Origin of the sequence: Actinoplanes sp. CA-142083, from assembly GCF_050942195.1 — a bacterium.
Taxonomy (GTDB): domain Bacteria; phylum Actinomycetota; class Actinomycetes; order Mycobacteriales; family Micromonosporaceae; genus Actinoplanes.
Genome location: NZ_CP192076.1, coordinates 9,315,412 through 9,336,890, shown reverse-complemented (window position 1 = coordinate 9,336,890; position 21,479 = coordinate 9,315,412). Strand labels below are relative to the sequence as shown.

Below are 21,479 nucleotides of genomic sequence, written 5' to 3'. Positions count from 1 at the left end.
CGCAACTTTCGACTCGGCGCGGTCGTTGCTTTTTCGTGACCGCCGAGATCATCGAGGTACCACGACAGGCCGGGCCCGCGGGACCGCCGCCGGTCGCGCCGGAGCCTCGCCGGCCGTGGCGCGGGCTGCTGTGGCGCTGCGCGCTGGCGCCGCTGGTGGTGCTCGCGCCGCTGGTCACGCTGACGTTCTCGGCCGACCACCGGTTCAACGTCTACAACAGCGGCGGCCTCTGGGTGGCCCATCCGTGGAGGCTGGTCGTCGAGGCGGTCACTTCGGTGCCGCAGTATCTCGACCGCGGCAACTTCCGTCCGCTCGGCCGGGTGCTGGAGTGGTCGCTGGACGTCGGCGCGTTCGCGCTCACCGGGCTGTTCGGCCTGCCGGCCACCATCGCGCTGCGGGTCGTCTCGTTCGTGGCGGCGATCCTGCTGACGGGCGCGGCCGTGGTGCTCGTCGAGGCGGTCGTCGCCCGGCGGCAGCGGCTGTTCGCCGGGCCGCCGTCGGTGGTCGCGGCGCTGCTGCCGTTCGCGATCGCGGCCGGGCTGGTCGCGGCCGGACGGTTCAGCACGACCGTGGTCTTCGGCGGGCTCTATCTGACCACGAGCGCGCTGGTGCTCCTGGTCGCGGCGTGGGCCTGCCGGGCGCGCCGGGCCGGTCCGCTGGTGGTGGTCGCCGGGGCGGCGCTGGCCGCCTTCAACGAGCTCGCCTACATCGCCGTGCCGCTCGCGACGGTGGCCGTGCTGCTGCGCGGCCGGCTCGTTCTCGGGCTCGACCGGCGGGCGCTGCTGCGCAGCGCTTCCGCGCGGTTCGCCGGGCTGCTCTGGGTGGGTTTTCTTCCGGTCTTCGTGCCCGTCCGGCTGATCATCCGGGAACGCTGCGCGGCCGGTGGCTGCTACGTGGGTTCCGATATCGCGTACGGGGGAGCAGCCGCGGCCCTGCCCGACCGGTTCGTCTCATGGCTGCCGCCGTTGATGTGGCAGCGCGCCACCGGCGGCGAGTTCCCGCACGTGGCCGCCGCGGTGCCGGCGCTCGCGTTCCTCGCGCTGGCGCTGCTGGCCTGGCGGGCTCTCCGGAGCCTGCGCGACCTGCCGACCCTCGACCGGCGGCAGGCGCTCGCGCTTGCCGGCGTCGCCGCGGCGCTGCTCGTGCTGGCCGGCACGCTCGCCGCGCTCAACGCCGACGTCCAGACCCTGGCCGCGGCCGGGCGATGGGGCCAGGGCTGGCGGGACAGCGGGCTGACCACGGTCGCCGGGAGCATCCTCGTGCTCGCGTTCTGGCGTCGCTTCGTGGTCGTGGCGCTCGCGCTGCTCGTGGTCGCCGGCACGGTCTCGGCGGCGGCCAACAAGGACTTCCGGGACTCCACCAGCGGTGGGCGGTACCCGTACCTCTATGACCGGATCGCGCAGGAGGTGGCCGGCTTCGACCGGACGCCGGAGGGCGACGCTCGCCGTTGCGCCCTGCGCGACGCCTTCATCCAGACCTCGGCCGGCAACCACCACGGAGTGGCGGACCGGCGGGAAGTGGAGCGCTTCGACATGAGTCTCGACCGGGCGACCCGGCAACTGGCCGGCCATCGCTTCTGCAGTGAGGCGCCCCGATGAGCCCGCTGGTGTCGGTGGTGGCGCCGATCTTCAACGAGGGGCCGGGCGTCGACCGCTTCGTGCGCCGGCTCGGCCAGGTGCTCGGCGACGCCGGCCTGCGCTACGAGCTCGTCCTCGTCGACGACGGCTCGTCCGACGACTCCTGGGACCGCATCGTCCAGCACGCGCTCGCCGACGACCGGGTACGCGGCATCCAGCTCTCCCGCAACTTCGGCAAGGAACCGGCCGTGCTGGCCGGGCTCGAGCACGCGGCCGGGGACGCGGTGGTGGTCATCGACTCCGACCTGCAGCACCCGCCCTCGGCGATCCCGGCGATGGTGCAGCGCTGGCGGGACGGCTCGCACGTGGTCGAGGCGGTCAAACGCAACCGTACGGGTCAGGGCCTGATCGGCCGGCTCGGCGGCAAGCTGTTCAACCGGGCCTTCACCCGCCTGACCCAGGTCGATCTGGTCAACGCCACCGACTTCCGGCTGCTCTCGCGCCCGGCATTGGACGCGCTGCTGCGGATGCCGGAGCACTCCTCGTTCTTCCGCGGCACGTCGAGCTGGATCGGCTTCCGGCGCACCACGATCGAGGTCGACATCGACCACCGCGAGGGCGGCGCGTCCCGCTGGACGGTCAAGTCGCTGTTCCGGCTCGCGGTCAACGGGCTGACCTCGTTCACCTCGGCGCCGCTGCACCTCGTGACGCTGGGCGGGCTGGCGTTCGCGGTCTTCGCGGTGCTGCTCGGGGCGCAGACCCTCATCAAGTGGCTGCGCGGCGGGTCGGTGGCCGGGTTCCCGACGGTCATCCTGCTGCTGCTCGTGATGGGGACCTTCGTGCTGCTCGGGCTCGGGGTGATCGGCGAGTACCTGGCGCGGATCCACGAGGAGGTCCGGGGCCGGCCGCGCTACCTGGTGCAGGAGAAGTCGGCGCGGGCCGTGGCCGAAGTGCCCGAACAGCTGGTGGCTGAGCGGAAGTGACCGCCGTTCTCCAGAAACCCGGCACCTCGCTCAGGTCCTGGCGGTCGATCTTCCTCAACTGCGCCCTGGTGCCGGTCACCGTGACCGCGCCGCTGCTCTACCTCGCCGGCAACGGCGACCATCGGTACAACGTGTACTGGCACGGCGCGCTCGTGCAGGACCATCCCTGGCGGCTGGTCACCGAGAACCTGCGAACCGTGCCGATGTACCTCGACTTCGGCAACTTCCGCCCGCTGGGCCGGATGACCGAGTGGGCGCTGGACGCCGCCGCGTACGTCCTCATCGAAGTCACCCACCTGCCGGCGCAGGTGGGTCTCCGGGTCGTGTCGGCGCTCGCCGCCGCCGCGCTCACCGCCGTGGCGGTGGTCTTCGCGGAGGCTCTCACCGCCCGCGGCCGCATGTTCGACGGGCCGCCGGCCCGGACGATCGCCCTGCTGCCGTTCGCGATCGGCGGCTCGCTGACGGCGGCCGGGCAGGTGAGCAGCACGGTGCTCTTCGGCGGCCTGTACTTCCTCTCGGCCGCGCTGGTGCTCGGGGTCGCCGCCTGGGTCGGCCGGGGTCCCCGGCTCGGCGTGCTCGTGGTGGTCGCGGGGGCGACGCTCGCGCTCTTCAACGAGGTGGCCGCGCTCGGGCCGCCGCTCGCCACCGCCGCCGCGCTGGCCCGCACCGCCGTCATCGGCGGCCGGCTTTTCTCGCGGCGCGGCGAATGCGTGCCGCAGCCCTTCGACCGGCGCGGCGAATGCGTGCCGCGGCCCTTCGACCGTCGCGGAGAGGTTGGGCTCCGGCCGGCCCTCCTTCTCTGGGCGGGCTTTCTGCCGGTGTTCGTACCGGTCCGGGTTCTGCTGTACCTGTCGTGCCGGGACGGCGGCTGCTATGGCAACTCCGACGTGCTGTTCGGGCCGGGTGTCGGGGCCGCGTTCGCCAATCGGGTCACGTCGTGGCTGCCCCCGCTGCAGTGGGGCGACGCGCTGCGCGACGGCGGCGAGGTCAGCCGGATCGTCCTTGGACTGGCGGTGCTGGTGCTCGCGTTGCTCGCGGCCCGGCTGTTCGCCCGCCTGCCGCAGTTGCCCCGGCTCGACCGTCGGCAGGCCGGCGCGCTCGCGGCGACCGGCGGCGCGGTGCTGCTGCTCGGCGGGTTGCTCGGCTCTCTGAACGCGCAGACACAGGCATTCGCGGCGGATGGCCGGTGGGGCGCCGGCTGGCGCGACGGGGGCTTGCTCGCGGCCGGCGGTGGGCTGCTGCTGGCCGGGCTGCTCGCACTGGCCACGCGGGCTCTCGTGGCGCGGGTTGGACTCGGCGTGTTTGTGCTGGTGGCGGCCGGGACGGCGGCCGTCAACCACGCGTTCGCCCAAGCCACCAACCGCATGCCGTACGCACTCGTGGCTGGCGCGGTCGCCGCCGAGGTCGCCCAGTTCGACACCACGGCGGCCGGGAACGCGCGGCGATGCGCGCTGATCGCGCGGTTCGAGGAGCTGTTCCGCGATGCGCCCTACTCCCGCTTCGCCGCCGGCGAGCTGCCCGGCACGCACAGCGTCGCCGAGCGGATGTCGGTCGCCGCGTCGATGGCGACCGAGCAGATGTACGGGCGGCCGTTCTGCCGATGATCGCCCAACTTCTCCGGTACGCCGTCAGCGGCGGCGCCAGCGCCCTCACCCACTTCGGCGTCGGCCTGGCGCTCGCCGAGGGCCTGCACGTCCGGCCCGTCGCGGCGTCGACGGCCGGATTCGTGGCGAGCATCTTCGTCTCGTACGGATTGCAGCGGTCCTGGGTTTTCCGCTCGAACGCCGGCCATGCAGTCGCCGGAAGCAAATTTCTCACCGTGACCGCCGCCGCCTTCGCGCTCAACACCGTGGTGCTCTGGCTCGGCACCGAGGTCCTCGCCGCGCCCTATCCGCTGGTGCAGGCCGTCGCCCTGGTCGCGATCCCGGTGCTCAACTACACGCTCAACTCGCGCTGGACGTTCCGCGTGTCTTGACCTCGCCGGCGTTGCGGGGCTATGACGGGGCGATGGCGGAGCTGACACTGCGGGACACCAACGGGATCCTCCGCCAGCCGTGGGTGTCGCCCTCGCGCACCAGCAAGGGCCTGGGCTGGGAGCAGCTGTACGTCTCCACCCAGCGCGAGGAGCCCTACCGTGCATCCTTCGACGGCGCCCGCAGCCACCTGGTGATCCTGCATGTCGACGGCCCGGTCACCGTGCGCCGCGGCCACCTCGGCCTGACCCGCTCCCGCACCATCCCGCCCGGCGGCCTCTTCGTGCACCCGGCCGGCAAGGATCTGACCGTCGAGCTCGGCGGCCGGCTCGACACGGTGCACGCCTACCTCACCGACGAGGCCCTGCGCGACGGCCACGACGGCCGCCCGGTCGAGTTGGCCGAGGAACTGGGCAGCCTCGACCCGCTGCTCGAGCAGCTGCTGCTCGCGCTGGACGGGGTGCTGCGCAGTTGGGAGCCGTCGGCCCGCACCTACGTCGACCACCTCGGCCACCTGCTGGCCGCCCAGCTCGCCCGCCGGCACAGCGTCCGCGCATGGGCCGGGCCGGACGCCCGCCCGCGCCGTGCGGGCCTCACCGACCGGCAGCTGAGCACGGTCCGCGACCTGGTCGAGGCGCGCCTGCCGGAGCCGCTGCCGCTGCGGGTGATGGCCGCGGCGGCCGGGTTGAGCGTCAGCCAGTTCGCCCGCCAGTTCAAGGCGCGCACCGGCCTGTCGCCGCATCAGTTCCTGATCGAGCGCCGGGTCGACGAGGCGTGCCGGCTGCTGCGCGAGAGCCCGCTGCCGATCGCCGAGGTCGCCCAGCGCTGCGGCTTCACCCACCAGGAGCACCTGACCCGGGTGATCCGCGCCCATCTGCACACGACGCCGGCCGCGCTGCGCCGCGCCTAAAGCCAATCGTTTCCCGTACGAGCACGACCACCCCGATCGCCTTGCGGGCGCCGCTCGCGTACGCGGCGAACTGGCTGCCGCTGGCCGAGCCGACCACCAGGTGGCCCCTCGTCGGTCTGGTCAGCCGCACGGTGTATCCGGTGGTGCCACCGCGGGTCGACTACGAGCTGACGCCGCTCGGGAAGGACCTGCTCGACACCTCGTGGACGCTGCTCAACTGGGCGCTCGACCACGTCGGCGAGATCGACAAGGCTCGCGAGGCGTACGACGAGGCGCGCGTTTCGTGCAGCTGACACAGCACGTACGTGCAGGATCGGCGGGCGCCGGACGGCCGAGACTGAGGGCGTGCTGGAAACCGATGTGCTGGTCGTGGGGAGCGGTCCCGCGGGTGGCGCCGCCGCGCTTCTGCTGAGCACGTACGGCGTACCCAACATCGTCGTGACGAAATATGGGCGGCTGTCGGACACGCCGCGCGCGCACATCACCAACCAGCGGACGATGGAAGTGTTGCGCGACGCGGGGATCGAGGATCAGGTTCTCGCGCAGGCCACCCCGCAGCGGCTGATGGGCGACACGGTCTTCTGCTCGAGTCTGGCCGGCGAGGAGCTGGGCCGGCTGCACACCTGGTACACCCATCCGTCCCGGCAAGCCGATCACGACCTCGCGTCGCCGTCGAGCATCTGCGACATGCCGCAGCACCTGATGGAGCCGGTGCTGGTGGAGAACGCGATCGCCCGCGGCACGTCGTTCCGCTACCAGACCTCGTTCGAGTCGCTGGTGCAGGACGATTCCGGGGTCACCGCGACCGTGCACGACCGGCTCCGCGGCGACACCTATCAGATCCGGGCGAAGTACCTGATCGGCGCGGACGGCGGGCGCAGCAGGGTGGCCGAGGAGATCGGGCTACCGATGGTCGGCCAGATGGGTGTCGCCGGCAGCATCAACATCGTCTTCGAGGCCGACCTCGCGAAGTACACGGCGTACCGGCCGAGCACCCTCTACTGGGTGCTGCAGACCGGCTCGGACGTGGGCGGCATCGGGATGGGCCTGGTCCGCTGCGTGCGGCCGTGGCACGAGTGGCTGATCGTGTGGGGTTACGACATCGACGGCGAACCGCCGGACCTCACCGAGGAGTACGCCCGGCGCATCGCGCACCACCTCATCGGCGACGATTCGGTGCCCGTCACCATCAAGTCGTCCTCGGCGTGGACCGTCAACCACATGTACGCGGAGACGTACCAGAAGGGCCGGGTCTTCTGCGCCGGCGACGCCGTGCACCGGCATCCGCCGTCCAACGGACTCGGCTCCAACACGTCCGTGCAGGACGCCTACAACCTCGCCTGGAAGCTGGCGATGGTGCTGCGCGGCGAAGCAGGGCCCGGTCTGCTCGAGACGTACTCGGCCGAGCGGGCCCCGGTCGGCAAGCAGATCGTCGACCGGGCCAACCGCAGCATCGGCGAGACGACCCGCATCTTCGAGGCGCTCGGGCTGCTCTCCACCGACGATCCCGCGCAGCTTCAGCGGAACATGGACGCGCGCAAGCTCGCCACTCCCGAGGCCGAGAAGCAGCGGCGGGAGCTGCGCGAAGCGATCGAGTTCAAGAATTACGAGTTCAACACCCACGGCGTCGAGCTCAATCAGCGGTACGAGTCGAGCGCCGTCCTCCCCGACGGCACGCCGATGCCGGTGAACCCGCGCGACGACGAGCTCTTCCACCACGCCACCACCTGGCCCGGCGCGAAGCTTCCGCACGCGTGGGTGGGCCGCGATCGTACGCGTATGTCCACCTTGGATCTGGGCGGCCAGGGCCGTTTCACGCTCTTCACCGGGGTCGGGTCTACTTGGACCCGGGCGGCCCGATCGCTCGGGATCGAAACGGTCAGCATCGGCCCGGGCGCGGATTACGAGGACCTGTACGGCGACTGGGCCCGCCTGCGCGAGATCGGCGACGCGGGCTGCCTCCTGGTCCGCCCGGACAACTACATCTGCTTCCGCAGCGAGGGCGTCCCCGGCGACCCGGCAGCCGTGTTGAGGGACGCCCTGCGCCGCGTGCTGTCCCATTGACCCAGAGGAAGCCTGGCTCAGAGGAAGCCTGACTCAGAGGCGGTGTGCCTCGCGGGCCGTCGTCACGCCCCGGGTGTCGAAGAAGCGCTTCGCGACGCGGGCCAGGTGGTCGGCGTCGTACTCGCGGTGGTGCTGCACCAGGATCACCAGGTCGGCCGACGCGGCCGCGCCCTCGAGGTCGTCGGTGCGGGTCACCTCGACGTCGCCGACAGTCCAGGACGGCACGTGCGGGTCGTGGTAGAGCACGGTCGCGCCCAGCTGGGCCAGGTGGCGGGCCAGCGGCGTGGCCGGCGACTCGCGCTGGTCGGCGATGTTCGCCTTGTAGGTGACGCCCAGCAGCAGGACCGTGGCGCCGTGCACGGCCTGGCCGTCCGCGTTGAGCAGGTTCTGCGCGCGGCGCGCCACGTACCCGGGCATGGTCGCGTTGATCTCCTGGGCCAGCTCGACGAAGCGGAACGGGTAGCCGAGCTTGCTGCGCACGTTGTGCGAAAGATAGTTGGGGTCGATCGGGATGCAGTGTCCGCCCACGCCCGGCCCGGGATAGAAGGCCTGGAAGCCGAAGGGCTTGGTCGAGGCCGCGTGGATGACGTCCCAGAGGTCGATGTCGAGCTCGTGGCAGAACCGGGCCATCTCGTTGACGAGCGCGATGTTGACGTGCCGGTACGTGTTCTCCAACAGCTTCGCGGTCTCGGCCTCGCGGGTGCCGCGGGTGCGCACGACGGTGTCCACGAACCGGCCGTAGAACTCGGCGACCCGGTCGGCGCAGTCCCGGGTGTAGCCGCCGACGACCTTGGGCGTGTTGCGCGGGCCGAAGCGCTCGTTGCCCGGGTCGATCCGCTCGGGCGAGAACGCCAGGTGGAAGTCGATGCCGGCGGTGAGGCCGGAGAGCTTCTCCAGCAGCGGCCGGACCACCTCGTCGGTGGTGCCGGGGTAGGTCGTCGACTCCAGGACGACCAGCATGCCGGGGCGCAGGTTGCGGCCGATCGCCTCGGTGGCGCCGACCACGGCGCGGAGGTCGGGGCCGTCGCCCTCGGCGAGCGGGGTGGGCACGCAGATGACCGCGGTCCCGGCCGAAGCGATCAGCGACTCGTCGGTTGTCGTACGAAAGCCGCCGGTGAGCATCTCCGCGACGTCAAGATCGGAGAGGTCGTCGACGTGGGAGCGGCCGGCCGTGAGGGAGTCGACCACGCGGGCGTTGACGTCGAAGCCCAGCACCCGCATGCCGGCGCGAGTGGCCTGCTGGGCCAGCGGCAAACCCACGTAGCCCAGGCCGAGCACTACAACATCAAAAGTCATGATAAATCCTCTCGAAAGAGCTAGGCCGACGGCTGGGACGGCAGCGGAATGTCGGGATGCACCTGCTCCGACGAACGGGAGTTCTGCCGGGCCACCACCGGTGCCCGAGGCGGCTCCAGCGCCGCCGTGGCCGCGCGCGGCGTCGCCAGCTCGTACGGCGACGGGAACGGCAGATATGCCGGCAGGAACTCGGCCAGCAACGCGGCCTGCTCGGCGGCGGCCGACGGCGACGAGTCCGTGTCGTTGAGGCAGAACGCGTCCATGTGCCGGTCGTGCAGCACCCGCGCCAGCCGCATCGGCGTGCCCGGGTCGGCCAGGTCGGTGTACATGTACCTGATCTCGCCCGGCGCGGCCCGCCCGGTCAGGTACGAGTAGTACTGCTGCAGCGAGGACAGCAGCGAGACGTCCTCGGGGTGCCGGAACTGATGGCCCGCCGTGGCCGTCACGTGCTCGGCGAACCGCAGCTCGATCTCGGCCAGCACGCTGCGCCGCGACGGGTGCGGCGTGTGCTTCATCTTGCGGGTCAGCACACGCCCGAACGCCTGCTGGATCAGCTTCCGGTTGTTCTTGCCGGCCGAGTTGGCCGGCGGGTCGGTGTCCTGCCGCGGCGCCGAGTCGACCAGCGCCGCCGATGGGAAGAACCGGGTCAGCCCGCCCGGCGTGAAGAACATCTCCGGCGGCACCGGCCGGGCCAGGAAGACGTCGTCGTTGAGGTACAGGAAGTGCTCGGACAGCCCCGGGATCCGGTGCAGCCGCGACTCGATGGCCTGCGAGTTGAAGGTCGGCAGCCGCCCGGTGTCGCCGAAGATCTCCTTGTGGCTCACCACCGTGAGATCCGTGCGGGTGGTGTCCAGCCAGGCCGGCACCTGATCGTCGGTGACCAGGAAGATGTGCCGCACCCAGGGCGCGAACGAGTGCAGCGCCCGCAGCGAGTAGCGCAGCTCGTCGCGGGAGGCGAACCGCGAGTCGTTGGCGGCCTGCCCGCTCACCTCGGCCACCCAGCCGTTCTCGCGCAGCGCCGCGGCCTTGCGCTCGCGCCAGGCCGGGTCGCCGCCGTCCACCCAGGTGTAGACCACGTCGATCGGGAACCCGACCCGGTCCGGGCTGACCATCGTGAAGATCTCGCGGGTGCGGTAGGAGGCCGGGTCGGCGGGCGAGCTGAACGAGCCGAAGACCGCCTCGGGCGCGTCCACGAACGGCTCGCCGGCCGGCACCACATCGGAGACCGGGTTGCTGCGCGGCCCCACCAGATTGCCGTCCACGGTCCGCCAGAACTCGATCTCGCAGCCGTACTCCGGGCCGTACACGAGCGTCCGGCCCGGGTCGGTCACCGGCCGGCTCAGCCGCAGCACCGAGGCCTGCCGCCGTCCCCGACGACCATGACGGCCTTTCGGCCGGACAACCTCGAGCAGCCCGGCGTCACTCGCGCTCAGGGTTTCGAGCAGGGCGATCACCCGGTCGCGGTCCTCTTCCCGTACGGCCACGGCAGAGCCCGTGATCGAGTCGACCGGAACCCGGAACCACTCGATGCCGGCCGTGGCGAGTGCGGTCACCACCCGATCGAGGTTCTCCCGCCGTACGCCCGCCGGTGTTGCTCTTGGGGTTTCGCGGGCCGTGACGCGCCCCTGCGCGGCCGCGGCCGCCAGCGGAACCACCCGCCGTGCTGTCGCCAACCGGCGCTCGGCCGGGAGATAGCGCAGCAGCTTGTGCTGAGCGACGGCCATCACCCGCCGCCGCACCGGCCAGGGGGTGTGTCGCAGGATCCGCCGTAGAGGCACGCCGTCGTCCTTCCGCCGGGGTCCGTCGAGGTCTGTGAGCCTCAACGCGGCTCCGGAACTCCAGGTTGCGGTGTCGTTGTGACGCCTGATATCGCCGGTATACGACCTTTGGGCCGTGTGGCGTGCGGAAACGGGCGATACCGACCCCTACGGGTGCGCTCAGGGTTACCGCCTATGGGCAGAGTTGCCCCGCTGAGGCATGGTGGAGGTCCAGGCATCTTGGGGGAGGACCCGATGGGCAAGGCTGTGGCGTTTCTGGTGGCTCTTCTCGCCGGCGTGATCGTGGTGGGCTGGGTGGTTTCCTCGCTGCTCGGGCCGGCGCTGTTCTACCTGATCGTGGGCGCGCTCGTGGTCGGCGGCGGTCTCTACGTGTACGGCCGGGTCAAGAAGTCGATCGCCCCCGGCACCCGCACCCAGCGGCGCATCGAGGCAGCCCAGAAGACGTACCGCATGCGCAACCAGTGAGCGTTCGCACGGGCGGCTAGGCTTGCGGGCATCGCACTTACTTCTGACCAACGGGAAGTCGCACCGTGTTTGACACTTTGAGTGACCGCCTGTCCGGGATCTTCACCAAGCTCCGCGGCAAGGGGCGGCTCACCGATGCCGACATCGACGCCACCGCTCGCGAGATCCGCCTCGCGCTGCTCGAGGCGGATGTCGCGCTGCCCGTGGTCAAGGCCTTCGTCTTCAACGTGAAGGAGCGGGCCCGCGGCGCCGAGGTCTCCCAGGCGCTCAACCCCGCCCAGCAGATCATCAAGATCGTCCACGAGGAGCTCATCAACGTCCTCGGCGGCGAGGGGCGGCGGCTGCAGTTCGCCAAGACGCCGCCCACGGTGATCATGCTGGCCGGCCTGCAGGGTTCCGGTAAGACGACGCTGGCCGGCAAGCTGTCCCGCTGGCTCAAGGGCCAGGGACACCAGCCGCTGCTCGTCGCCGCCGACCTCCAGCGCCCCAACGCGGTCAACCAGCTGCAGGTCCTCGCCGGCCGGGCCGGCGTCGACGTCTACGCCCCGCAGCCAGGCAACGGCGTCGGCGACCCGGTCCAGGTGGCGAAGGACTCCATCGACTACGCGGAGCGCCACGCCAAGGACATCGTCATCGTCGACACCGCCGGCCGCCTCGGCATCGACGCCGAGATGATGCAGCAGGCCCGCGACATTCGCGACGCGGTCAGCCCCGACGAGGTCATCTTCGTCATCGACGCCATGGTCGGCCAGGACGCGGTGCAGACCGCCGAGGCGTTCCGCGACGGCGTCGGCATCACCGGCGTGGTCCTCTCCAAGCTCGACGGCGACGCCCGCGGTGGCGCCGCGCTGTCGGTCCGGCACGTGACCGGCGAGCCCATCCTCTTCGCGTCGACCGGTGAGAAGCTCGAGGACTTCGACCTCTTCCACCCCGACCGGATGGCCAGCCGGATCCTCGGCATGGGTGACGTGCTCACGCTCATCGAGCAGGCCGAGCAGGCCTTCGACGACGAGCAGAAGGAGAAGATGACCTCCAAGCTGCTCGGTGGCGAGCAGTTCACCCTGGAGGACTTCCTCGAGCAGCTGATCGCCGTCCGCCGGATGGGCCCGATCGCCAACATCCTCGGCATGATGCCCGGCATGGGCCAGATGAAGGCCCAGCTCGACGAGCTCGACGACTCCCACTTCGACCGGGTCACCGCGATCATCCGCTCGATGACCCCCGGCGAGCGCACCAACCCCAAAATCATCAACGGCTCCCGCCGCGCCCGCATCGCCAACGGCTCCGGCGTCACGGTCATGGACGTCAACCAGCTGCTCAACCGCTTCACCGACGCGCAGAAGATGATGAAGCAGATGGGCGGCATGATGGGTCTGCCCGGCGCCCGCCGCAAGGCCACCAAGAGCCCGAAGAACAAGCGCAAGGGCACGAAGGGCGGCTCCTCACGCCCCCGCGCGGGCGGCGGCGGCCTGCCGGCCGGCTTCCCGGGCGGCATGCCCCAGCTCCCGCCGGGCATGGACCCGAACGCGCTGGGCGGCGGGCCGGGCGGTTTCAAGCTCCCCAACCTCGACTTCAACAAGCTGATGAAGCCCCAGAAGGACGACGACGACAAGCGTTGACGCAGGGCGACCTCGTCGTGCTCGAGCCCGGTGGCAAAAAGGGACCGTGAGGAGAATTAGTAGGCTTTTGTCAACCCGAGCGGCGGGCGCCGGGTGTCAGAAGATGGCATAGAGCAACTAGTCAGGGGCCTAGTATGGTGAGTGGCGATCCCATCGAGGAGGAATCGATGACCATCGCGCCGCACCTCGTCGGGCAGGACCTGATCGACTACTTGCTGGGCCGAGACGACCTGACCGTCGACGACATCGCGGACCTTCCAGAGGATCTTCGCTACGAGTTGATCGATGGAAGGCTCGTCTTGTCCCCCGTCGCCCTTCCCATCCACCAGACCATCAGCATGAAAACTGGTATCGCTCTCGAGGAACACTGTCCAGATGACATTGTGGTCAACGTTGAGCAGGCAATCCTTCTGAACCCGTCCAATGAATTCCGACCTGATGTCATGGTTTTTCACGAAGAGGGAGCCGGGCGCTCTCCGGTGCTGGCTGCGGACGTGTTGCTCGTGGTCGAGGTGATCTCGCCCTCTTCGAAAGACTTCGACCGTGAAGACAAGCTCAAGCGATATGCCGATCTGGGCATCCCGGCATATTGGATCATCGATCCTCTCGCCGAGCGAGTGTCGTTCAGCCAGTTCCTCCTCGGCCCGGAAGGGTCTTACCAACGGCGGCTCCAGGCCGACGGGCTCGTTGCGGTCGACCATCCCTGGGAAGTCACGTTGGATCTGCCGGCGTGGACCCAGAAGCGTGATCGGATCAACCAGAAGGCCCGCACCCGCCGGTGATGCCGTGATCGGGTAGGACTGTTCTATGGCATTCCATGTGCGTGGGGCGGTGCTGCCCGACGGTGAGGTCCGGGATCTGTGGCTGGTGGAGGATCGGGTCACGTACGAGCCCGTTGCCGACGCCGAGACGATCAGTGATGGCGGGTTTGTGGTGCCGGGGCTGGTTGACGCGCACTGCCACCTGGGGATCGCCTATGGCGCCAAGCCCATCGAGAGCCTCGACCAAGCGCGTGAGCTGGCCGCCATCGACCGGGAGGCGGGGGTGCTGGCGCTGCGGGACGCGGGGTCGCCGTACCCGTATCCGGAGTTGGACGACGAGCCGGGGATTCCGCGGCTGGCGCGGGCCGGGCGGCATGTGGCGCCGCCCCGGCGGTATCTGCGGGACATCGGGATCGAGGTCGCGGCCGAGGATGTCGCGGCGACCGTGACCGCGCAGGCCAAGGCGGGCACCGGGTGGGTCAAGCTCGTCGGGGACTGGATCGACCGGGGAGTGGGCGACCTCGCTCCGAGTTGGGACGCGGCGACCATGACGGCCGCGGTGGAGGCGGCGCATGCGGCGGGCGCGCGGGCGGCGGTGCACACGTTCTCCGAGGAGGGCGTGGAGATCATGGTGCGGGCCGGCGTCGATTCCGTGGAGCACGGGACGGGGCTGACGCTCGATCTCATCGACGAGATGGCGCGGCGGGGGACGGCGCTCGTGCCGACGATGATCAATATTCGGACGTTCGGGACGATCGCCGATCAGGCGCGGGCCAAGTTCGCGGGATACGCCGACCACATGGTGGCCTTGCGGGACCGGTTCCCCGTAGTGGTGCGGGCGGCGCACGAGGCCGGCGTGCCGATCTACCTCGGCACCGACGCGGGCGGCGGGATCCAGCACGGGCTGCAGGCCGAGGAGATGCTGATCATGCAGGAGGCGGGAATCCCGGCGGCCGACATCGTCGCGAGCGCTTCGTGGAAGGCGCGGGAATGGCTGGGCTTCCCGGGGCTGGTCGAGGGTGGCCTCGCCGACCTGGTGGTCTACGAGGCCGACCCGCGCGTCGACCTGCGGGTGGTGCGGGCGCCGCAGCGGATCGTGCTGCGCGGCCGGGTGGTCCGCTGACGGGTCAGCGGACCTCGATCTCGTACGTGGCGGCCACCCGGAACCCGTGGCCGTCGCCGCCCTCGAAGGCGACCGTGTGCTTGCCGCGCGCGAGCGGCTCCACCGTCGCCCAGATGCCCCACACGCGCATCGCGACCCGCTCGCGGCTTCCGGTCACCGAGTTGCCCCAGGCGCCGCGCACCTCGAACGGCTCCGTGCCGACCGTCACCACCGGATGCGTCATGTTGTCCACGAACGCCCGCCCGTACGCCTTGGGCAGCGGCCCGATGCTCTCGTCCGCCGGACCCCACATGTTGAACGCGGGGAAGAACAGCGGCCGGCCCGCCCGCACCGCGCAGCTGCGCCGCACCTCGGTGCCGAACGTCCCGGCCAGGAAGAACACGTCCGACGGCTGGTTGCGGTCGGCGTAGCTGCCGTTGATGTCCTTGATCGGATTCCGCAGGGGACCCGCGGCGGCCGCCCACTGCACCCAGCGGGCGGCCAACGCGAGCGTTGGTTCGATGGAGATCGACATGGGGCGAGACCCTATCCGGTCAACGACCAGAAACGCAGCGCTGTCGACGTCTGGCAGACCAGTCGATCGGGGGTGTGGGCACACTTGCCGACCCGCGTCGGCACGTCGCCCAGGCGGGTCACCCCGCCGTCGGCCGTGTTCACCGTCGTCACCGTGCCCGCGGCGTACATCGGCAATACCAGCAGCTTGTCATTGGTCAGCCACTCGACCTGGACGTCCGGGACGCTGAGGACCGACCGGCCCGCCGCGTCGTAGAGAACCGTTGTGCCGTCGCCCGTCACCAGCACGTTGCCACCCAGCGAGGAGACACCGGACCCGTTCCTGGGACCGTCCACGCGCCACAAGATGCGCTGCGTGGCCAGGTCGACCGCTGCCAGCGTGGTGCGGCCGCCGGCCTGCTGGTCGAGCACGCAGACCCGGCCGGCGCCGCACAGGTCGAAGCCGGCGAAGGTGTGGCCGGCGCCCTCGCTGAAGACCACCGCCGACGTCCCGGCCGACGTGCTCAGGCCGGTGACGCGCAGGCGGTAGCCGGAGGTCCCGCCCTCCTCGGTGAACAGCCGCCCGTCGATCGCGGTGATCGTCCCGTTCGCGCGCGGTGTTCCGGCCGCGACCGCATGCAGCAGTTCGCCGCTGCGGATGTCGCGCACCTGAGCCTGGCCCGACCGGGTCACCTGCACGAGCCAGTCGCCGGTGAAGCTGTACGGCGTCATGTCGCCCGCGGCGCGTACGCCCATGGTTCGTACCACCGGATCGCTCGTGGCCGGCAGCGACCACACCTTCGTCCCGGTTGCCCAGTCGTAGCCGCCGGTCTGCCCGGTCGACGGCGACCATTGCACCACCAGTCGGTCATGGGGAATCAGCACCGCGTCCCCGACGGTCACCGCCGACCACAGCCTGGCGCCGTCGGACGGGCGCAGCGCCGTCACCATCCGCTCGGACGGATCGCCCGCCTTGGTGTTCGTGGTGAGCAGGACGGCCGGCGACACGGCGGCGATGTTCACCAGGGTGCCTCCGTGTACTACCTCGGCTCGGGTCCAGAGGGCCGCCCCGGTGCCGGGGTCGGTGGCGTTCACCTCGATCGTGCCCTTGTCGTCCTGCCAGGCCGTGTACGCCCGCCCGCCGGCGATCACCGTGGCGGCGTCCCGCAGCGTGCCGCGGACCGGGATCGGCGGCGCGACCTCGCGCAGCGCGGGGGACGGCGCCGGCGTGACCGAGTGGTCGACACGCTGGGCGCGGGTCAGCGCCCCGGCGACCCCGGCCACGACCAGGACCACCGCGAGGGCCGCGGAGAGCGCCGTCGCCCGGTGCCGGCTGCGCTGCCGGCCACGCTGCCGGGCCCCGGCCGCCGTGCCCAGCGGGATCCCGTCGGCGTGCCGGGCCAGCCCGGTGAACATTTCGTCAAGGTCAACGGGCATGGGATCGTCCTTCCTGGGTGAGGGCCGGCTCGAGCGCCGCCGCCAGAGCGTCCCGGCCGCGCGACAGCCAGGACTTGACCGTGCCGGTCGAGACGCCGGTCTCCGCGGCGATCTCCGCGACCGAGCGGTCGAGCAGGTAGTGCAGGGCCAGCGCCCGGCGATGGATCATGGGCAGGGTGCGCATCGCGGCGACCAGCAGCACGGTGTTCTCCGACGGCGGCGGCGAGTGCGCCGGCGGCCCCTCGGCGGCGGCCCGGGCCTTGCGCACGCCGAGCCGGCGCCAGCGATCCGCGGCGAGGCGGTTGACCACCAGCCGGAGCCAGGCTTCCTGGTTCTCGTAACGGGACAACCGCCGCCAGCGCTGCCAGGCCCGGGCGTACGCCTCCTGCACCAGGTCCTGCGCCTCCGCGGGATCGCCGGTAAGGCCGTACGCGTAACGCAGCAGCCGCCGGCAGGTGTCCCGGTAGAACGCGTCGAAGTCCATCCGTCACCGCCCTTTCGCCTATGGACACGGCATGCCCGGCCCGCTGGTTGCATCGGCGACCGGACTAGGATGTCGCCTCATGGCTCGAGTGCTCACTCCGCGTGCGGAAGACTTCCCCCGCTGGTACCAGGACCTGATCGCCAAGGCGCAGCTGGCCGACAACGGCCCGGTGCGCGGCACCATGGTCATCCGGCCGGTGGGCTACGCGATCTGGGAGCGCATGCAGGCCGACATGGATGCCCGCATCAAGGAAGCCGGCGTGCAGAACGCCTACTTCCCGCTGTTCATCCCGGAGAGCTACCTGCGCCGCGAGGCCGACCACGTGGAGGGCTTCTCGCCCGAGCTCGCGGTTGTCACCCACGCGGGTGGCAAGGAGCTGGCCGAGCCGCTCGTCGTGCGCCCGACCAGCGAGACCGTGATCGGCGAGTTCATGGCCAAGTGGGTCGACTCGTACCGTGACCTGCCCTTGCTGCTCAACCAGTGGGCCAACGTCGTGCGGTGGGAGCTGCGCCCGCGCACGTTCCTGCGCACCACCGAGTTCCTCTGGCAGGAGGGGCACACCGCGCACGCGACCGAGGCCGACGCCCGTGAGCACGCCCGCGACGTCCACAAGAACGTCTACCAGGCGTTCATGGAGGAGATCCTGGCCGTGCCGGTCGTGCCGGGCCGCAAGACCAAGGGCGAGCGCTTCGCCGGCGCCACCAACACCATGACCGTCGAGGCCATGATGGGCGACGCCAAGGCGCTGCAGATGGGCACGTCGCACGAGCTCGGGCAGAACTTCGCGAAGGCGTTCGACATCACGTACTCGTCGGCGGCCGGCTCGGTCGAGCACGCCTGGACGACGTCGTGGGGCACCTCCACCCGCATGATGGGCGGGCTGATCATGGTGCACGGCGACGACAACGGCCTGCGGCTTCCGCCGCGCCTGGCGCCGATCCAGGTGCAGGTGATGGTGGTCAAGGCGGGCGAGGGCGTCACCGAAGCGGCGGCCAAGCTCCGCGACGAGCTAAAGGCGGCCGGCGTACGGGTGAAGCTCGACGACCGCGCCGACGTGCCGTTCGGGCGCCGGGCGGTCGACGCCGAGTTGCAGGGCATCCCGATCCGCGTCGAGGTCGGCCCCCGCGACCTGGTGGCCGGCAACGTCACGGTCGCCCGCCGGGTGGACGGCTCGAAGTCCCCGATCCCGATCGGCGACATCGTCGGCGCCGTCACCTCCGCGCTCAAGGCCGACCAGCAGCGGCTCTTCGACGACGCGCTGGCCTTCCGCGAGGAGCGCACGGTCGACGTCAAGACCCTGGGTGAGGGGATCGAGGCGGCGCAGACCGGCTGGGCCCGGGTGCCGTGGTCGGCCGTCGGCGAGGCCGGCGAGAAGGAAGCGAACGGCAAGGCCGTCACGGTCCGCTGCCTCACCCGCGAGGACGGCGGCATGCCCGACTCCGACGAAGAGCCGAACCTGATCGCGTACCTGGCCCGTTCCTACTGACGTGAGCTTCGCCCCGGGCCGTACGGTCCTGTACCGCAACATCGACGGCCCGCGGATCGCCTGCGTGCGGCCCTGCCGGGTGATCTCCGACGACGAGCGTGGCCTGCTGCTGTGGATCGCCCGCGGCACGGGTGTGATCGTCGAGCAGGCCACCGACGGCCGGGGGATCCGCGACATGCCGTTCGCGGAGTGGATCACGCTCGAGCACGAGAACGTGGTGGACTCCTGGCAGGGCCCGGGGCTGCTCAAGTTCGTCCCGCCGGCGGGGGACCACTCGGTCTGGTTCTTCCGCGACGACGACGGCACCTTCAAGAACTGGTACGTCAACCTCGAGTACGGCGCCCTGCGCTGGGACGACGGCGCGGTGGCCGGCATCGACGTGATCGACCAGGACCTCGACATCGTCGTCAACCCGGACCGATCGTGGCACTGGAAGGACGAGGACGAGTTCACCGAGCGCCTCTCCATCCCCGACCACTACTGGGTCCGCGACGAGGCCACGGTCCGCGCCGAGGGCAACCGGTTGGTCAAGATCATCGAGGCCGGCGACTTCCCCTTCGACGGCACCTGGCTCGACTTCCAGCCGGAGAGCGACTGGCCGATCCTCACCACCGTCCCCGAGGGCTGGGATCGACCGCCGATCCCGAGGTCGGATTTCGGAGTTTGACCGGCCGGTTGGCAGCAGCAGAAGACCGTCTGGCAGAATGGATTCGCTTGGCACGCGTGAGGCGCCCTCTAACCCTGAGCGCGTTGCCAGACCCGAGGCCTCGGTCCCGCATCCCCACGCGGGTCTCCAGCCTCAAAACTCACGCAGTCACCAGGAGCTAATTACCGTGGCCGTTAAGATCCGGCTTCTGCGGATGGGCAAGATCCGCAACCCGCAGTACCGCATCGTCGTCGCCGACTCGCGCACCAAGCGCGACGGTCGTGCCATCGAGTACGTCGGCATCTACCAGCCGAAGGAAAACCCCTCGCTGATCCAGGTGAAGTCCGAGCGCGTGCAGTACTGGCTCTCGGTCGGCGCGCAGCCGAGCGAGGCCGTGCAGCGCATCCTGGAGAAGACCGGCGACTGGCAGCAGTTCAAGGGCCTGCCCGCGCCGCCGCCGCTGCTGGTGGCCGAGCCCAAGAAGAGCCGCACCGAGGTCTACGAGGCCGAGTCGAAGGCCGCCGCCGGCGTCGCCGACACCAAGCCGCAGACCCCGAAGAAGTCGGCCAAGGCCGAGTCGAAGCAGGCCGCCGCTCCGGAGGCCGCCGCGGCCAAGCCCGAGCAGACCAAGGCTGTCGACCCGGCCGAGCCGAACCGCGAGGCTGTCGCCGAGACCGCAGAGGACCCCGCCGGTGCCGGCGCCGACGCGAGCTGACGGGGCGCTCCGGCCGGCGCTGGAGCATCTCGTCAAGGGCATCGTCGACAACCCGGACGACGTCCGGGTCCGGCTGGTCGACTCGCGCCGCGGCAAGCGGCTCGAGGTTCGCGTGCACCCGGAGGACCTGGGAACGGTCATCGGGCGCGGCGGCCGGACGGCCAAGGCCCTGCGTCAGGTCATCGGGTCGATCGGCGGGCGCGGCATCCGCGTCGACATCGTCGACGCCTACTGACCGATGCTTCTAGTAGTCGGACAGATCGGTAAGCCGCACGGAGTCCGGGGCGAGGTCTCGGTCGCCGTGCGCACCGATGAGCCCGAAGAGCGTTTCGTCGCCGGCTCGGAGTTCGTCACGGAGGTCCCGCGGGATCGCCGGGTGAGCTCCGGGCCCGCGGCGGCTCCGGGTATCGAGTACAAGGTTCCGCCGTCGCTGATCATCGAGTCGGTGCGCTGGCATCAGGGTCGTGCGATCGTCCAGTTCGACGGCATCTATGACCGGAATGTCGCCGAGGCGCTTCGTGGCGTGCTGCTTCAGGTCGAGAGTTCCTCCCTGACGCCGCCGTCTCACCCCGACGAGTTCCATGATCACCAGCTGCTTGGCCTGCGGGTGGTCTCCGTCGGCGGCGACGAGCTGGGAACCGTTGCCCGGATCGATCACGCACCCGCTTCGGATCTCATTGTTTTGGACAAGTCGGGTGGGGGGACGGCGTTGATCCCGTTCGTCACCGCCTTCGTGCCGACGGTTGACGTCGCCGGCGGGCGGATCGTGGTCGATCTGCCCGAGGGCCTGCTGGATCTCTGAGCCCTATGCGTGCCGACGTAATCACGATATTTCCCGACTACTTCGCCCCGCTCGAGTTGTCGCTGGTCGGCAAGGCCCGCGCGATGGGGGTGCTCGATCTCCAGGTGCACGACCTGCGGACCTGGACCTCCGACGTCCACCGGACCGTCGACGACACGCCCTACGGCGGCGGGCCGGGCATGGTCATGCGGCCCGAGCCGTGGGGGCAGGCGCTCGAGGCGGTCGGCGACGGCACCCTGATCGTCCCGTCCCCGGTGGGCAAACCGTTCACGCAGGCCGACGCGTACGAGATCGCCGGTCTTGATCACTTGATCTTTGCCTGTGGGCGCTATGAGGGAATCGATCAGCGGGTGATCGACGAGGCCGCCGCCCGGATGCCGGTGCGGGAGATCTCGCTCGGGGATTATGTCCTTTTCGGCGGCGAGGTCGCGGTCATCGTGATCATGGAAGCCGTGACCCGGCTGCTGCCCGGCGTGCTCGGCAACGCGTCCTCGCTCGATGAGGAGTCGCACGCGGCCGGGCTGCTGGAGGCGCCGGTCTACACCAAGCCGGCCTCGTGGCGCGACCGCGAGGTTCCGGAGATCCTGCGCTCGGGCGACCACGGGAAGATCGCGCGCTGGCGGCGGGATCAGTCGCTGCTGCGGACCGCCGCTCGCCGGCCCGACATGATGGCGTCGTACCCGCGTGAGTCTTTGGACAAAGCGGACAGGAAGGCCCTCGACGAGGGTGGATTTCGGATCACGCCTCCTGCTGTGGCAGAGTAGGGAGGTTGCCGTTTTCTCTCCGCGCCGCGGAGGGGAGACGAGGATCCTCCTCCGGGAGATCAGCAGTACCCACTCGCGCATCGAACACCCGATGCGCCTCAGCA

General features: G+C 70.7%; 22 protein-coding genes. 17 read left to right on the top strand and 5 right to left on the bottom strand.

Translation table 11 applies throughout. The annotated features are described in order from the left end of the window. Positions 1 to 35: 35 nt before the first annotated feature. From ACQPZX_RS42975 to ACQPZX_RS42945, 7 genes are read left to right on the top strand one after another with little or no spacing between them, the layout of a single operon-like run. Positions 36 to 1,598 (top strand): hypothetical protein, encoded by a 1,563-nt coding sequence (locus ACQPZX_RS42975; protein ID WP_433369171.1) that lies wholly within the window; start codon positions 36 to 38, stop codon positions 1,596 to 1,598. Then, positions 1,595 to 2,560: a glycosyltransferase family 2 protein gene (locus tag ACQPZX_RS42970; RefSeq protein ID WP_433369168.1), complete on the top strand. Its 966-nt coding sequence runs from the start codon at positions 1,595 to 1,597 to the stop codon at positions 2,558 to 2,560. The genes ACQPZX_RS42975 and ACQPZX_RS42970 overlap by 4 nt, the downstream gene beginning before the upstream one ends. Continuing rightward, the gene (locus ACQPZX_RS42965; RefSeq protein ID WP_433369165.1) at positions 2,557 to 4,164 is read left to right on the top strand and encodes a hypothetical protein; all 1,608 of its coding nucleotides are present in this window, start codon (positions 2,557 to 2,559) and stop codon (positions 4,162 to 4,164) included. Before ACQPZX_RS42970 ends, ACQPZX_RS42965 begins: the two co-directional genes overlap by 4 nt. Continuing rightward, the gene (locus tag ACQPZX_RS42960; RefSeq protein WP_433369162.1) at positions 4,161 to 4,535 is read left to right on the top strand and encodes a GtrA family protein; all 375 of its coding nucleotides are present in this window, start codon (positions 4,161 to 4,163) and stop codon (positions 4,533 to 4,535) included. The genes ACQPZX_RS42965 and ACQPZX_RS42960 overlap by 4 nt, the downstream gene beginning before the upstream one ends. A gap of 32 nt (positions 4,536 to 4,567) precedes the next feature. Beyond that, the gene (locus ACQPZX_RS42955; RefSeq protein WP_433369160.1) at positions 4,568 to 5,443 is read left to right on the top strand and encodes a helix-turn-helix domain-containing protein; all 876 of its coding nucleotides are present in this window, start codon (positions 4,568 to 4,570) and stop codon (positions 5,441 to 5,443) included. A gap of 41 nt (positions 5,444 to 5,484) precedes the next feature. Beyond that, positions 5,485 to 5,736 carry a winged helix-turn-helix transcriptional regulator gene (locus ACQPZX_RS42950; protein WP_433369157.1) on the top strand — a complete coding sequence of 84 codons (252 nt, stop codon included), beginning with the start codon at positions 5,485 to 5,487 and terminating at the stop codon, positions 5,734 to 5,736. 52 nt (positions 5,737 to 5,788) lie between these two features. Further along, a complete protein-coding gene (locus ACQPZX_RS42945) occupies positions 5,789 to 7,507 on the top strand; it encodes an FAD-dependent oxidoreductase (RefSeq protein WP_433369154.1) in 1,719 nt (572 codons plus the stop codon). A gap of 33 nt (positions 7,508 to 7,540) precedes the next feature. Here ACQPZX_RS42945 and ACQPZX_RS42940 read toward each other — a convergent pair whose 3' ends face one another. Both ACQPZX_RS42940 and ACQPZX_RS42935 read right to left on the bottom strand, forming a co-directional pair. Beyond that, on the bottom strand, positions 7,541 to 8,803 hold the full coding sequence (locus ACQPZX_RS42940; protein WP_433369151.1) for a nucleotide sugar dehydrogenase: 1,263 nt from the start codon (positions 8,801 to 8,803) through the stop codon (positions 7,541 to 7,543). A gap of 20 nt (positions 8,804 to 8,823) precedes the next feature. Continuing rightward, complete coding sequence (locus tag ACQPZX_RS42935; protein WP_433369149.1) at positions 8,824 to 10,581, bottom strand: stealth family protein; 1,758 nt, start codon at positions 10,579 to 10,581, stop codon at positions 8,824 to 8,826. Positions 10,582 to 10,815: 234 nt separating this feature from the next. Between ACQPZX_RS42935 and ACQPZX_RS42930 the strand changes: the two genes are divergently transcribed. The 4 genes from ACQPZX_RS42930 to ACQPZX_RS42915 all read left to right on the top strand — a co-directional run bounded on the left by ACQPZX_RS42930 (position 10,816) and on the right by ACQPZX_RS42915 (position 14,549). Next, positions 10,816 to 11,046 (top strand): hypothetical protein, encoded by a 231-nt coding sequence (locus ACQPZX_RS42930; RefSeq protein WP_396027915.1) that lies wholly within the window; start codon positions 10,816 to 10,818, stop codon positions 11,044 to 11,046. A 65-nt stretch (positions 11,047 to 11,111) separates the two neighbouring features. Further along, the gene (ffh, locus tag ACQPZX_RS42925; RefSeq protein ID WP_433369146.1) at positions 11,112 to 12,665 is read left to right on the top strand and encodes a signal recognition particle protein; all 1,554 of its coding nucleotides are present in this window, start codon (positions 11,112 to 11,114) and stop codon (positions 12,663 to 12,665) included. Between the two features lie 167 nt (positions 12,666 to 12,832). Further along, positions 12,833 to 13,447: a Uma2 family endonuclease gene (locus ACQPZX_RS42920; RefSeq protein WP_433369144.1), complete on the top strand. Its 615-nt coding sequence runs from the start codon at positions 12,833 to 12,835 to the stop codon at positions 13,445 to 13,447. A gap of 25 nt (positions 13,448 to 13,472) precedes the next feature. Further along, positions 13,473 to 14,549 (top strand): amidohydrolase family protein, encoded by a 1,077-nt coding sequence (locus ACQPZX_RS42915; protein WP_433369140.1) that lies wholly within the window; start codon positions 13,473 to 13,475, stop codon positions 14,547 to 14,549. Positions 14,550 to 14,553: 4 nt separating this feature from the next. Here ACQPZX_RS42915 and ACQPZX_RS42910 read toward each other — a convergent pair whose 3' ends face one another. The 3 genes from ACQPZX_RS42910 to ACQPZX_RS42900 are packed head-to-tail and all read right to left on the bottom strand — an operon-like array spanning position 14,554 to position 16,962. Further along, a complete protein-coding gene (locus ACQPZX_RS42910; protein ID WP_433369138.1) occupies positions 14,554 to 15,063 on the bottom strand; it encodes a hypothetical protein in 510 nt (169 codons plus the stop codon). A gap of 11 nt (positions 15,064 to 15,074) precedes the next feature. Next, positions 15,075 to 16,478 carry a hypothetical protein gene (locus tag ACQPZX_RS42905; protein WP_433369135.1) on the bottom strand — a complete coding sequence of 468 codons (1,404 nt, stop codon included), beginning with the start codon at positions 16,476 to 16,478 and terminating at the stop codon, positions 15,075 to 15,077. Then, complete coding sequence (locus ACQPZX_RS42900) at positions 16,468 to 16,962, bottom strand: SigE family RNA polymerase sigma factor (protein WP_433369132.1); 495 nt, start codon at positions 16,960 to 16,962, stop codon at positions 16,468 to 16,470. The genes ACQPZX_RS42905 and ACQPZX_RS42900 overlap by 11 nt, the downstream gene beginning before the upstream one ends. Positions 16,963 to 17,041: 79 nt before the next feature. Between ACQPZX_RS42900 and proS the strand changes: the two genes are divergently transcribed. The 6 genes from proS to trmD all read left to right on the top strand — a co-directional run bounded on the left by proS (position 17,042) and on the right by trmD (position 21,375). Continuing rightward, entirely contained in the window at positions 17,042 to 18,448 is a 1,407-nt protein-coding gene (gene proS / locus ACQPZX_RS42895; RefSeq protein ID WP_433369130.1) for a proline--tRNA ligase, read from the top strand. A 1-nt stretch (position 18,449) separates the two neighbouring features. Then, positions 18,450 to 19,115 (top strand): DUF402 domain-containing protein, encoded by a 666-nt coding sequence (locus ACQPZX_RS42890; protein WP_433369127.1) that lies wholly within the window; start codon positions 18,450 to 18,452, stop codon positions 19,113 to 19,115. Between the two features lie 166 nt (positions 19,116 to 19,281). Further along, a complete protein-coding gene (gene rpsP / locus ACQPZX_RS42885; protein WP_433369124.1) occupies positions 19,282 to 19,809 on the top strand; it encodes a 30S ribosomal protein S16 in 528 nt (175 codons plus the stop codon). Then, entirely contained in the window at positions 19,787 to 20,044 is a 258-nt protein-coding gene (locus tag ACQPZX_RS42880; RefSeq protein WP_014447131.1) for an RNA-binding protein, read from the top strand. Before rpsP ends, ACQPZX_RS42880 begins: the two co-directional genes overlap by 23 nt. Before the next feature lie 3 nt (positions 20,045 to 20,047). Then, positions 20,048 to 20,611 carry a ribosome maturation factor RimM gene (rimM, locus tag ACQPZX_RS42875; protein ID WP_433369121.1) on the top strand — a complete coding sequence of 188 codons (564 nt, stop codon included), beginning with the start codon at positions 20,048 to 20,050 and terminating at the stop codon, positions 20,609 to 20,611. Positions 20,612 to 20,616: 5 nt separating this feature from the next. After that, positions 20,617 to 21,375 (top strand): tRNA (guanosine(37)-N1)-methyltransferase TrmD, encoded by a 759-nt coding sequence (gene trmD, locus ACQPZX_RS42870; RefSeq protein WP_433369118.1) that lies wholly within the window; start codon positions 20,617 to 20,619, stop codon positions 21,373 to 21,375. Positions 21,376 to 21,479: the final 104 nt, after the last annotated feature.